The following is a 12,837-nucleotide window of genomic DNA, read 5'->3' on the forward strand; positions in this document are numbered from 1 at the left end:
CCATGTTCACGTCCACATCGTCCCCGGCCACCTGACCATGATTGTCGCCATCCCGAGCCGCCGACGCCTGTCTCCGAACGTCGGGAGGACGTCCTCGCCGCATTCCGCCGGACGCCCGCGGCGCGCCGGTCAGTCACTCCCTGAGCCCCGGCCCGCCACCGAGAGACTGACAGACATGCACGTCACCATTCCACCTGCCCGAGGATCTCGTCGAATTCAGCGACAGAGGCGCGGACCAGAATGCACGGGTCCGCCCTCAACTCGAAAACAGCTCAGGGATTCAGCAGATTCGGGGAAGTTGCTCGCCGACCGGGAGGTCCACCACGCGGCTCGCGCCGAGACCGGTCCTCGCGACCACCATTCCCGGGTGTTCCGCGGTCACCATACCTATCACGGCCGCGTTTCGGCCGAGTGGGCACGCGCGCATCGCCTCAAGCACCCGATCGGCGTCCCGCGGCGCGACCATCGCCACGAGCTTGCCCTCGTTGGCAATGTAGAAGGGGTCCAGCCCGAGAATGCTGCAGGCGTCGAGGACCGGCTCGGGAACGGGAACATGCCGTTCGGTGATGACGATTCCCACCCGCGCGGTCCGCGCGATCTCGTTGAGTGTCGCGGCCAGTCCTCCGCGCGTCGGGTCCCGCAGGGCGTGCACGTCCGCACCGGTGCGCAGCATAGCGCCGACCAGTCCGTGCAACGGAGCGGTGTCACTGCGGACCGCCGTGGCAAATTCCAGGCCCTCCCGGCAGCTGAGCACGGCGATCCCGTGCAGCCCGATCTCGCCGCTGACCAGGACGACGTCGCCCGGCCGGGCCCGAGCGGGCCGGATGTCGACGCCGTCGGGAACCAGGCCGATCCCCGCCGTGTTGACGTAGACCCCGTCACCGTGACCGGCATCGACGACCTTGGTGTCACCGGTTACCAGCCGGACGCCCGCGACACGGGCCGCCGCTCCGAGCGCATCCGCCACCCGGCCAAGATCGGTCAGCTCGGTGCCCTCTTCCAGGATGAACGCGGTCGAGAGGTACCGGGGTTCGGCGCCGGACATCGCCAGGTCGTTGACAGTTCCGTTGACCGCAAGATCGCCGATCGAGCCGCCGGGGAAGAACAACGGTCGAACGACGTAGGAGTCGGTGGTGAACGACACCCGTGCGCCGTCGACGGTGACCACGGCCGCATCCCCCAGGTCCTCCGGACCGCCCGCGCCGGCGACTCCGAAGGCCGGCAGGAAGAGATGCTCGACGAGCTCGGCCGACATCGCGCCCCCGCCGCCATGCCCCATCACGATCGTGGGGCACTCCACCAACGGCACAGGACAGGTCCACGCGGCCGGATCCACCGCCGTCACGGCCTCATCCACCATGTCCCACCTCCAGCGCACGTCCCACCTCCAGCGCACGTCCCGCTTCCGGCGAGGCCTGCGCAACCGCCGGAGAGGTGCTCATCCGGCGGTAGAGGTAGTAGGCGGCACAGGCCCACCATGGTCGCGCCGAGCGGGGTCCGCGGCGTGCACTGCCGTCCGAAGGCCACGCACTCATGCGGCTTGATCAGGCCTTGGAGCACCTCGCCCGATCGGCACGCCGAAGACTCGGCCGTGTGGACATCCGCCACGGCGAACCGCAGCTCCGCGTCGAAGTCGCGGTAGGCCGGCGACAGGCGCCAGCCGCTGCCCAGGATGACACCGATGCCCCGCCAGGCCCGGTCGGCCACCTCGAAAACGTCCCGCAGCATCGCGATGGCGGCCGGGTTGCCGGCGGCCGGAACCGCCCGGGGATAGGCATTCTCCACCTCGTGTCGGCCGGCCTCCAGCTGCACCACGGTGCGCCGGATGCCCTCGAGGAGGTCGAGTGGTTCGAAGCCGGTGACCACGATCGGCACGCCGTAACGCCGCGCCAGAGCCGGGTACTCGCCGGTGCCCATCACGCTGCAGACGTGACCAGCGGCCAGGAACCCCTGGACGCGGCAGCTCGGCGACTCCATGATCGCAGCGATCGCCGGCGGTACCAGCACATGCGACACCAGCAGGGAGAAGTTGCCCAAGCCGAGCCGTTTCGCCTGGAAAACCGTCATCGCGTTGGCCGGCGCAGTGGTCTCGAATCCGATCCCGAAGAACACGACCTCCCGATCGGGGTTGCGCTGGGCGATCGTCAGGGCGTCCAGCGGGGAGTAGACCACCCGGACGTCGGCACCCGCGCTCTTCACCCGGAAGAGGTCCCGATCGCTCCCCGGTACCCGCAGCATGTCGCCGAAGGAGCAGAAGATGACGCCCGGCCGCGCGGCGATCTCCAGAGCCCTGTCGATGATCTCGAGCGGGGTCACGCACACCGGGCAGCCGGGACCGTGGATCATCTCGATGCCCTCGGGCAGAAGCTGATCGATACCGTGCCGGATGAGCGAGTGGGTCTGCCCACCGCAGACCTCCATGATCGACCATGGGCGGGTCGTCGTCGCGTGGATCTGTTCCAGCAGCCGACCGGCCAGCTCCGGATCCCGGAACTCCTCCAGATACCTCACCGCGTCATCCCCTCCTCCTCGCCGGCCCCGCGGGCCGTGGCACTCACACCGTCCGCACCGTCACCCAACTCCTCGGTCAGGAGTCCCATCCGCGCGAAGGTGGCCAGCGACGCCAACGCCGACCGTTCGTCCAGCCGTTGGATCGCGAACCCCACATGCACGATCACGTACTCGCCGACCGTGATCTCGGGCAGGTACTGCAGGCAGACGTCCTTGCGCACACCTCCGAAATCGACCTCGGCCGTCCGGGCCCCGTGGCGTTCCTCGATCCCCACCACCCGTCCTGGAACCGCGAGACACACCTGTTCCTCACCCCTTTTCCCGCGCCTTTTCCCGCGCCTTTTCCCGCGCTGCGGCGACGAGCAGCTGACCGAGAGCGATCCCCCCCGTCATTCGGAGGTACCCGCGCATGCCGCAGCACCGTGAAGCCCCCCGCACGCAGTGCCCTGGATGCAGCCGTCGCCAGAACGGCGTTCTGGAAGACCCCGCCGGTGAGTCCGACCAGGTCAAGGCCCACCTCTACGCGTGCTCGCCGGGCGAGGTCCACGATCATCGCCACGACGGCTGTATGGAAACGGGCCGCGGCGGTCTCCACGGCGAGCCCGGCCGACAGATCCCTCACCATCGCCCGGATGACCGGCGCCGGGTCGATAATCAGCGGCCTGCCCGGCCCCTGCCCGCGCAAGGCGAACGCGTGGCGTTCGCGGTCGTCCGCGCCACCGCCGGTCGCGGCCCGCGCCCGGGCCTCCAGCTCGATCGCCGCCTGCGCCTCGAAGTCGACCTCGTGACGGATGCCGAGCAGCGAGCTGACCGCGTCGAAGAGCCGCCCCATGCTGGAGGTCGGCACGCAGCCCAGCCCGCTGGCCAGCTGGTGGGTCAGCGCCCGCCGCTCCGGCTGCGGGCAGGCGACGACCGGCGGCAGGGTGGGATCCCAGCGGACTCCGGCGGCGTGCAGATGGGCAAGCGCCATCCGGCAGGGCCGCCGAACCGCGGCGTCCCCACCGGCAAGCGGCACATAGCCCAGGTGGGCGAAGCGCCGGAACCCGTGGTAGTCGGCGATCAGCACTTCGCCGCCCCACACGGCCCGGTCGGGGCCGTAGCCGGTCCCGTCAAAGGCGAATCCCACCACCGGCCGGGTGCCGTCGAGGCCGTGCTCGGCCATCAGCGCGGCCACATGAGCATGGTGGTGCTGCACGGTCCGTACCGGTCGGCCGGCGGCGTGCCGCACCGCCCACTGGCGCGACCGGTAGCCCGGGTGCGCGTCGGTGACGAGCTGGCGGGGGGGTGACGCCGGTCAGGTGCTCGAGGTGCCGCTCGGCGGCATCGAGGGCGCGCATGGTGGCCAAGTCGTCCATGTCCCCGATGTGCCCGCTGAGCCAGGCCGACCGGCCCGAGCCCAGGCCGCAGGTGTTCTTGAGGTCGGCCCCGACGGCCAGCGTCGGGGGCACCTCGAACGGCAGCGGCACCGGCAGCGGCGCGTAGCCACGCGAGCGGCGTACCGGCGACGGGGCACCGTCGACCACCCGGACAACGGAGTCGTCGCAGGGCACCCGGATCGGACGGTCGTGGCGCAGCCAGCCATCGACGAGCGGGGCGAGCCGGCGCAGAGCGTCGGCGTCGCCGGCCGCGATCGGCTCGCCGCCGAGGTTCCCGGAGGTCATCACCAACGGCGGCCATCCGGCGGTGCCGACGGTTCGATGGACGGGCCCGGGCTCGCCTGGCAGGCCGAGCAGCAGATGGTGCACCGGCGTGTAGGGCAGCAGCAGACCGAGATCGGGGTTGTCCGGGGCAACGGAGTCGGCGAGCGCGGGACGGCCGTCGCGGCGACGGCGCACCAGCACGATGGGCCGAGCGGGGTCGGTGAGCAGGGCCGCCTCCCGCTCGTCGACATGCGCCAGGCCCCGGGCCGCAGCCAGGTCGTGGACCATGACGGCGAACGGCTTGCCGCCGCGCCGTTTGCGGCGTCGCAGGGTCGTCACCGCCGTCGGGTCGGTGGCGACGCAGGCGATGTGGTAGCCGCCCACCCCCTTCACCGCCAGGACGCCACCGTCGGCGAGCAGCCGCCGCGCCGCAGCGAGCGCGTCCTCGCCGGTCCGCGGCGCGCCCGACGGCGACACGAACTCCAGGCGCGGTCCGCACGCCAGGCAGGCGATCGGCTGGGCATGGAAACGCCGGTCGGCCGGATCGGAGTACTCCCGCTCACACACGGGGCACATGGCGAACCGGGCCATCGTCGTTGCCGGCCGGTCGTAGGGAAGGTCGGTGATGATCGTGAACCTGGGTCCGCAGTTGGTGCACGTGATGAACGGATGCCGGTAGCGCCGGTCCGCGGGGTCGGCCAGTTCCCGCAGGCAGTCCGGGCATGTCGCCACGTCGGGGGCCGCCGCCGTACGCCCGCCCGCGGCCGGCCGGGACCGGGCGATCGCGAAGCCGGATCCGCCACAGGGCGGAAGCTCCGTGGTCACGACCCGCTCGACCATGGCCAGCGGCGGCACGTCGCAGCGAAGCCGGCGGGCGAAGTCCTCGACCGCGCCGGGGATTCCCTCGACCTCCGTGACCACGCCGCCGGTGTCGTTGCGCACCCAGCCGGTCAGAGCCAGCTCCGTCGCGGCGGCGTGGACGAACGGCCGGAAACCGACCCCCTGGACCAGCCCCTGGACGACGAACCGTCGCCGGGCCCGGCCGCCCGGGCCGGCCTCCCGACTCGGTTCACCGGCCCCGCCCACCGAGAGCGCCGGCCGGGTCATGCGGCCCGCCGTGCCGTCCGCCATCACATCTTCTCGATCCTGATGTATCGGACGAGGGCCGGATACTCCCTCCAGAACAGGCCGACGGCACCGGCCACGCCGACGGTCGCCAGCACCAGCTTGCGACTACTCATGCTCCACCTCCTCGGTACCGCTTTCTCATGGGTATCCGCGGGCTTCGGGTGGTGCGCCGCCCGCTGGGCGCTACCCCGGCGGCAGGTTGGGCATGCTCCTCGGTGCGACGGGATTGCGCCTCTTCGGCCGGACGCCGGTGGAGCGCCGTGCGTCGGCGCTGCCATCGGCGTGGTGCCCCGCCTGCCATCGGTACGAACCGGTCGCGTTGCCCTGCGCTACCCCCTTGACGTGCGCGGTGGCGTCCGGCGCGACGTCGGGCTTACCGACTCGGATCTCGGCCATCTCGTCCTCCCCTCCCTCTCTTTCCTCTCAGCCCCGCCCCGCGGGGCCCGCGCGGCCCTGGCCCGTGAGATGGACCGGCCGTGCGGGCGCAACGGGCTCCCGGACCCCGGCCCGCACCGGGCTTGCGGGCCGGCGGCCGAGATCGGCGAAGAACCCGTCGATCGCCGGCCGCACGCGCCTGCCTCCGGACAGGCCCCTCCACTCCCGCCGGATGACCGCCACGAGCCGGTGACAGTCGTCGACGGGAACGATCCAGTGCTCGTGGCGGCCGTGGGCGGTGTTCGTCAGCAGTGCCTCGACCAGCGGTGTCAGGTCACCCAGCGCCGGGCAGCGCCGCACGATGCCGCGCCACGTGCCGGGCTCGACGTCCCAGCGGGTGGCGCCCATCGGGCTGGGATAGCGGGCGCTGACCGAGCCGTCGGTCCCGACGACGAAGAACGCCAGCCCCACCGGGGTACCCAGCTCGTCCGCGTCGAGTGCGGGAAGCCGCAGCCGTCGCCGGGGAACAAGCCGGAAGTGCCCACGCCCGGCAGCCTCCCGGTCGAACAGCAGCGCGCACGCCTGGCAGGCGCAGAGCAGCTCGTCGCGTTGTTCGTCGAGGATGTGCCGATGCTCCGCCGGCACGGCGGTCCGGCACATGTCGCAGCGGGCCTCGGCCGCGCCGGCGCGGCCGGTCGCGGCGTGCACGAGCCGCCGCAACGCGCCGTCGGCCGTCGGGGATATCGGGGACGTCATGGGCCCACCCCGTCAGCGACGGGCCGGGCGAGCACGGTGTCGAGGGGAACGAAGGCGGTCCGCTCGGGTGCGCCCGGCGCGGGCAGGCGCCGGACGTCGGACAGCTCCGGCGCGACGGCGAGCACGGCCTGGCGAACCGCCTCGGTGATCCCCGCCGAGGTCGAGCCACACCCGCCGAGGGTCAGCCGGACCTCGGCCACCCCCCGTTCGATCCCACTCAGCTCGATCTCCCCACCCCGGTCCCGGATCCCGGGCCGAAGCTGTTCGATCGCCCGCGCGACCCGGGCCCCGACCGGCTCGGGATGGACGTCGTGCAGGACGAGCAGATGGTCGAGCAGCTCGTCGCCGGTGAACGCGGCGAGCACCTCCGGGGCCCCCGACGCGTATCCGACGGCTCGGGCCAGCGCCTCGCCGTACACCGCCGCGAGTGTCGCCACCGCATCGATCGCCAGCTCGCCACTCGGCCCCGGGATGCGCTCCACCTGCGCCAGCACCTCGTCGAGGTGGGCGAGCCGGCCCCGCACGGCGAGATCGTCGAGCCGGTGCCCACCCGCGCCGTCCGGATCAACCATGGCTGGCCCCGAACATCGGCGAGTGCACCGTGCGCAGAGTGCGGCCCCGACCGAGATACATGTGCACCCCGCAGGGCAGGCAGGGGTCGAAGCTGCGCACCGTCCGCATAACGTCGACGCCCTTGAACCCCTCCGGACCGTTCTCCTCGAAGATCGGCATGTTCTGGACCGCGTCCTCGTAGGGGCCCGGGGTCCCGAAGAAGTCGCGGGGGCTGCCGTTCCACGGCGTCGGCGGGTAGGGGTGATAATTGGCGATCTTGCCGTCGCGCACCACCATGTGGTGCGACAGCACGCCGCGCACCGCCTCGTGGAAACCGCAACCGATCGTCTCGTCCGGCACGTCGAAGTCGCAGAACACCCGAGTGTCACCCGAGCGCACCCGATCCATGCCCTGCTCGAGGAAGTACAGCGCCATCGCCGCCGCGTAGGCGACGAAGTAGACGCGGGCCCGGTCCCGCTCGATCGCGTTCGACCAGGCCGGCGGCTTCCACTGCAGGTCGACGGCGGGCAGCGTGCGGCTGCGCGGCAGCGAGATGTTCACCGCGCCCCCGGTCGCGGTGACGTAGGGGGTGTTCACCAGTCCGGCGAGTGCCGTGGTGTAAAGCCGGGCGAAGGGCCCTCCCCCGGTATCCAGGGCGAGATGCTCGCCGCTGCGGGCGTCGAGCCACCGCGGGCTCATCACCCAGCTGTACTTCTCCCCGAAGTCCCGCTTCTGCGGCACCGGCAGCGTCGTCTGGTTCCACGGATGGCGCATGTCGACCGGATTTCCGAGCGGATCCCGGGTGACGAACGGCTCCTCGTTCACCCAGTCCTGGTAGAAGGAACTGCCCAGCAGGATCCGGATACCCAGATTGATCTCCACCAGGTCGGTGGTCAGCAGATCGCCATCGACGACGATCCCGGGTGTCACGTGCATCGCCCGGCCCCAGGTGGTCATGTTCTCGTACCGGTAGTCCACGACGTTCGGATCCTGGAACGCGCCCCAGCAGCCCAGCAACACCCGGCGGCGGCCGACCTCCTCGTAACCGGGCAGCGCCTCGTACCAGAAGTCGAACAGGTCGTCGTGCAGCGCGACGGCCTTCTTGACGAAATCGAGGATCTCCATCAGCCGGCTGAGGTAGTCGGTGAACACCGTCGGTTCCGGCATCGTGCCGACCCCACCCGGATACAGCGTGGAGGGGTGCACGTGCCTGCCCTCCATCAGGCAGAACATCTCGCGGGTGATCCGGCTGACCTTGAGGGCCTCCCGGTAGATCTCTCCCTCGAACGGGTTGAACGAGCGCATGATGTCAGCGATAGTCCGCATGCCGTGCACGGCCGCGTTCGGTGCGGCAGTGGCCTCTGCCCGGGCCAGCACGCCGGGGTTGGTCTGCTTGACCATCGCCTCGCAGAAGTCCACGAATACCAGGTTGTCCTGGAAGATCGTGTGGTCGAACAGGTACTCGGCGGCCTCTCCGAGATTAAGGAGTCGAAATGAAATAACTTGCGCGTTTCGAACCCTCCACAGGCCTGTGACCTGCGATGATGCTCTCGATCACGTATTTGTTACTTCATTACGTCCCCTAATGATCCATTCCGCCATCGGCGGGTTCGCGATGCCGTACGCCATGTTCTGGGCGTAGACCGAGCAGGTGGTGTGGTTGTCCCCGCAGATGCCGCAGATGCGGCTGGTGATGAAACCCGCGTCCCGCGGGTCCTTGCCCTTCATGAACACCGAATAACCGCGGAACAGCGACGAGGTTCTGTGACACTCGGTGACCCGCCGATTGGCAAAATCGATCTTCGTGTAGATCCCGAGATTGCCGATGATGCGCGTGATCGGGTCCCACGCCATCTCCACGATCTGGGCGGGCTTCTCCCTGGTTCTCGACTGCCTGGTCGTCGTCATCGCACAATCCCTTCGGCATCGCTGGGCCCGGCCCTAGGCCCGGTCCTAGGGAGTCGAAATGAAATAACTTGCGCGTTTCGAACCCTCCACAGGCCTGTGACCTGCGATGATGCTCTCGATCACGTATTTGTTACTTCATTACGTCCCCTAGGGGCGGTAACGCGGGTCGTAGCCGGTGGTCAGCAGCTCCCGGTTGTGCCGCCACTTCGGCTCGGTGTTCGCCGTCGCATTGGTGATGCCACGCAGCCTGCGGATAAACGACCCGTAAGGTTTGATCGCGAGCGAGGACAGGCTCGCTCCCGGCGGCATGTCCATGAACGGCATGAACTTGTCCGGGAATCCCGGCATCGTGCAGGCGATGCAGATGCCGCCCACGTTCGGGCAGCCGCCCAGCCCGCCCATCCATCCGCGCTTGGGCACGTTGCAGTTCACCACCGGACCCCAACAGCCGATCTTCACCTGGCACTTCGGCGAGTTGTAGTCCTTCGCGAAATCGGCCTGCTCGTAGTAGCCCGCCCGGTCACAGCCCTCGTGCACGGTCCGGCCGAAAATCCACTGGGGTCGGAGCTGGTCGTCCAGCGGTGGCGGTGGTGCCGCGCCCGCCGCGTGGTAAAGCACCCAGGTCAGCGTCTCCATGAAGTCGTCCGGTTGGACCGGGCAGCCGGGGACGTTGACGATCGGCAGGTTGCCGGCGGAGGTGAAGTCATGGCCCAGGTAGTCGGCAAGGCCCATCGACCCGGTCAGGTTGCCGGCCATCGCGTGGATCCCGCCGTACGCGGCGCAGGTGCCGATCGCGACGACCGCCCACGCCCTGGGGGCCAGCCGGTCGATCCACCAGTTCAGGGTCAGCGGCTGGCCGGTGTCCGGATCGTTCCCGAACGACGTCCAGTACCCGTCGCCGTGGATGTTCTCGTTCGGCATCGAGCCCTCGATGACGAGGATGAACGGCTCGATGTCACCGCGGGCCGCGGCTCGGTACGGGGCCAGGAACTCCTCCCCGCCGACGGTCGGCGACAGCACCTTGTTGTGCAGATGGACCGTCGGCAATCCCGGCACGAGCCCGGTGACGACATCCTCGATCGCCGGCTGGGAGGCCGCGGTCACCGACACCGTGTCGCCGTCGCAGCTCATCCCCTCGGAGATCCAGAGGATGTGCACCTCGTCGAAACCGCCGCGTCGCGGGCTCCCGGGCTGCGGAGTCACGGACTGCGGGTTCGTGGCCGTCATCTTGGCCTCTCCCTCCTACTGGCGGATGCTGGGGATGGATCCCACGGGCCGGGGTCTCGGATGATCTGCGCGATGAGCCGCACCGCGTCGTCGACGGCCATCCCCGCGGCGCGGGACAGTCCCATCCGCTCCTCGACGACGGCGGGTCGGCAGCCGACGACCAGCACTCGGCCGACATCGCCACCGAGGCCCCGCAGCAACCGCAGGACCACGTCGGGAGACATGCCATGGGCGTCCATGACGGGGATCTCGTCGACGGGGATGTCGTCCACGCCGGCCCCGTCAAGTTCGGGCCGGAGCACCGTGAGAGTCCCCGGTGGATCGGTCGACGAGACCGCGTCGACGAGGATCACCACGTCGTACCGGCCGTCGAGGAGCTCATAGGCGAGATGCACGCCGCGGATCCCGTAGTCGACGACGTCCACCCCGGCCGGCAGGTCCGCCGGGTCGATGCGGCGCACGACCTCCACCCCGAATCCGTCGTCGCCGAGGAACACGTTGCCGATCCCGGCCACGAGGACGCGCGGACGGACCCGCAGACGGACCCGCGCGGGTGGGCGCCGGCCCGCTCATGACGCACCCGGTCCGTCGGTGAGCGGTGCCAGCTCCTCGGGTGCGAAGTAGTAATGACGGCCGTACCACCGGTGCAGATCGGCGGCCGGGTCGTCGTCCAGGGACACCGCGACGTGCCAGGCGCCGTCGACGTCCAGAAAGACGGCCTGAACCCGGGCCTCTCGCCCCATGAAAAACATGTCGTGCGCGTCGCTTCCACGGCCACTTTCACGGCCACGGGGATGCAGCCGGACCCGACTGCCCTTGGCGATCATCACGCCGTCCAGGGAAACACTGTCGCTGTCCGGACGGACCGACCGGTCCGCCTCCGGCTCCCACCATCGCGTGGTCGCGGCGGCGACCGGTACGCCGGCCGGTGCGGCCCCGGCCGACGGAATCGGTCGCAGCGACCGGACGGCACCATGCAGGCGGGCGAGGGTGTCCCGCGGGATGCCGTCGACCCGGTCGATGATCTCCGCGGCGCGGCGATCGGTCGCCCGGGCCTCGTGTTTCTCGTCGTCGGTCAGAGCCAGCGTGCGCAGCGAGAGGATTTCATCGATCTCGGTGGCGTCGAAGAGGTCACCCGGGCTCTCGGGGGCGATCCGGGGATGATCGTACAGGATAATCGGCGAGGACAGCATCACATCCGGCGCTCCGTCGGCACCGGCGAGAACGGGAAAGGTGTGGATGTTCTCGCACCCCGTGTCGCCCCGGCGGCCCAGGTCGGCGGATCGAGCAGCGAGAGGAACCGTCCCCCGCGCACACCCAGGAGGCTGTGTGTCGCGATCATCGATCGGCACAGCGCCATCGGTCGCGCGGCGCCGACGGGGACGTCCGCCACCGTGTTCTCGACGGCCAGGCGCAGCCGGTACAGCCGGAAGGGAGCCGCGGCCCGCGTCACGGACACCCGGACCGTCGCCGAGACCGGCCACCGCCGGCGAACCACCCGACCCGCACCGCCGCGCCCAACGTCGCGGCCCGCCAGGTTGCCGCGATCGTCCAACGGCTCAATCTCCATGCCACCGGGCAGGCTCAGGCTGAACGACTCTCCACGATCAGCCTGTTCCGCCGACCGGCCCCGCACAGCCGGGTCGGCCAGGTCGGCCAGGTCAGCCGGGTCGAGAGTGAGACCGACCTCGCGCGGCACCGCCTCGTCGAAACTCAGCCGAGCAGTACCGTCCGCCTTCAGCGCGTCGACCTCACCGAACGCGCCGTCGGCTCCTCTGACCTCGACCGAACGGCACTGGAGCTGCAGAAAGCGCAGCCGGACGACGACCGAGGCGGTCGGGGACAGCTCAAGAAGACAGTCAGTCTGCTGGCACCACGCATCCGTCGATCCGGCGACGGTCCGTGGGACCGGCCCACCCGCCTCGACCCAACGCCGCGGCGCGAGCACCCCGAACTGCCACCGCATCCGGTTCTTGCCCGAGGAGCGGCGATACGGATAGAGCAGGTAGCCCTCGTGCAGCACCGCGTCAGCCACTGCACGGGCCGACGCGAAACCGGCTGGACAGCTCCCACCGGCCTCGTCAGCACCGATGCCGGCCCCCACGTCCACGTGAAGGGTGGTCGGCGCACCGGGCGTCGTCATCATGGCGAGCGGTGCCCAGGACAGGACGAACCCGCGAGCAGCATGACGGTCCCCCTTCGGCGGAGCCGTGGCACCACCCCTGGGGACGATGCCCACCGTACTGTAACTACACATAATTACGCATTATGACTATATGTAGTCACGAGAACGCTCGTAGCTATTCTTCGACGGGTTGCCCGGGTGTCGCGGCCTCAAACACCGTGAGACGGCCCGCTCGACCGCGGGCGGTGGCCGGCACCTCGCTCGGCGCGCAGCCAGGCGTACCACTGGCCCAGGCCGGGCCCCAGCCTCAGGCCCGACCCCGATCCCGGGGCCGCGCAGACGCGCAGCACGTCGACCCGGGGATTGATCCGGTGAACCTGCGCCTCGTACCGCGCGACGTCGACGTCGAGGTAGGGCAGCAGGTCGCACTTGGTGAGCAGGACGAGATCGGCAGCCGCGAACATGTGCGGATACTTGGTCGGCTTGTCCTCGCCCTCGGTGACGGACATCAGCACCACCCGGGCTCGCTCGCCCAGGTCGAACAGCGCCGGGCAGACCAGATTGCCGACGTTCTCGATGAACACCATCGAACCCTCGGATGGTTCGAGCTCACGC

8 protein-coding genes and 5 pseudogenes are annotated in these 12,837 nt (G+C 70.1%); all 13 read right to left on the bottom strand.

Annotated features, from left to right (window positions below; translation table 11 throughout):
* Positions 1-280 precede the first annotated feature (280 nt).
* Positions 281-1,360, bottom strand: a complete 1,080-nt coding sequence (gene hypE / locus ACY45C_RS04280) for a hydrogenase expression/formation protein HypE (protein WP_462186346.1) — start codon at positions 1,358-1,360, stop codon at positions 281-283.
* Positions 1,350-2,511, bottom strand: a pseudogene (gene hypD / locus ACY45C_RS04285) (hydrogenase formation protein HypD). Before hypD ends, hypE begins: the two are co-directional and overlap by 11 nt.
* Positions 2,508-2,813, bottom strand: coding sequence for a HypC/HybG/HupF family hydrogenase formation chaperone (locus ACY45C_RS04290; protein WP_462186347.1), 306 nt, complete (start codon positions 2,811-2,813; stop codon positions 2,508-2,510). The pseudogene hypD and the gene ACY45C_RS04290 overlap by 4 nt, the downstream one beginning before the upstream one ends.
* Positions 2,814-2,820: 7 nt before the next feature.
* A pseudogene (gene hypF / locus ACY45C_RS04295) lies at positions 2,821-5,258 on the bottom strand (carbamoyltransferase HypF).
* A gap of 204 nt (positions 5,259-5,462) precedes the next feature.
* Complete coding sequence (locus tag ACY45C_RS04300; protein WP_462186348.1) at positions 5,463-5,675, bottom strand: hypothetical protein; 213 nt, start codon at positions 5,673-5,675, stop codon at positions 5,463-5,465.
* Positions 5,676-5,702: 27 nt separating this feature from the next.
* The gene (locus tag ACY45C_RS04305) at positions 5,703-6,410 is read right to left on the bottom strand and encodes a DUF5947 family protein (protein WP_462186349.1); all 708 of its coding nucleotides are present in this window, start codon (positions 6,408-6,410) and stop codon (positions 5,703-5,705) included.
* Positions 6,407-6,982 (bottom strand): NifU family protein, encoded by a 576-nt coding sequence (locus ACY45C_RS04310; RefSeq protein ID WP_462186350.1) that lies wholly within the window; start codon positions 6,980-6,982, stop codon positions 6,407-6,409. Before ACY45C_RS04310 ends, ACY45C_RS04305 begins: the two co-directional genes overlap by 4 nt.
* Positions 6,975-8,444, bottom strand: a pseudogene (locus tag ACY45C_RS04315) (nickel-dependent hydrogenase large subunit); the annotation flags it as partial. The pseudogene ACY45C_RS04315 and the gene ACY45C_RS04310, both read right to left, overlap by 8 nt.
* Before the next feature lie 102 nt (positions 8,445-8,546).
* Positions 8,547-8,870: pseudogene (locus ACY45C_RS04320) on the bottom strand (nickel-dependent hydrogenase large subunit); the annotation flags it as partial.
* 147 nt (positions 8,871-9,017) lie between these two features.
* Positions 9,018-10,097 (bottom strand): NADH-quinone oxidoreductase subunit B family protein, encoded by a 1,080-nt coding sequence (locus tag ACY45C_RS04325; RefSeq protein ID WP_462186351.1) that lies wholly within the window; start codon positions 10,095-10,097, stop codon positions 9,018-9,020.
* Positions 10,094-10,594 (bottom strand): hydrogenase maturation protease, encoded by a 501-nt coding sequence (locus tag ACY45C_RS04330; RefSeq protein ID WP_462186352.1) that lies wholly within the window; start codon positions 10,592-10,594, stop codon positions 10,094-10,096. Before ACY45C_RS04330 ends, ACY45C_RS04325 begins: the two co-directional genes overlap by 4 nt.
* 72 nt (positions 10,595-10,666) lie before the next feature.
* Positions 10,667-12,240 (bottom strand): annotated as a pseudogene (locus tag ACY45C_RS04335) (hypothetical protein).
* A gap of 191 nt (positions 12,241-12,431) precedes the next feature.
* A partial coding sequence (gene hypB, locus ACY45C_RS04340; protein ID WP_462186353.1) for a hydrogenase nickel incorporation protein HypB occupies positions 12,432-12,837 on the bottom strand: 406 nt, incomplete at its 5' end.

The sequence above is a fragment of the Frankia sp. CcWB2 genome, from assembly GCF_977927585.1.

Coding starts and splice junctions, on each gene's coding strand:
- hypE (WP_462186346.1), bottom strand. CDS start 1,360: ATGGTGGATGAGGCCGTGACGGCGGTGGATCCGGCCGCGTGGACCTGT.
- ACY45C_RS04300 (WP_462186348.1), bottom strand. CDS start 5,675: ATGGCCGAGATCCGAGTCGGTAAGCCCGACGTCGCGCCGGACGCCACC.
- ACY45C_RS04305 (WP_462186349.1), bottom strand. CDS start 6,410: ATGACGTCCCCGATATCCCCGACGGCCGACGGCGCGTTGCGGCGGCTC.
- ACY45C_RS04310 (WP_462186350.1), bottom strand. CDS start 6,982: ATGGTTGATCCGGACGGCGCGGGTGGGCACCGGCTCGACGATCTCGCC.
- ACY45C_RS04325 (WP_462186351.1), bottom strand. CDS start 10,097: ATGACGGCCACGAACCCGCAGTCCGTGACTCCGCAGCCCGGGAGCCCG.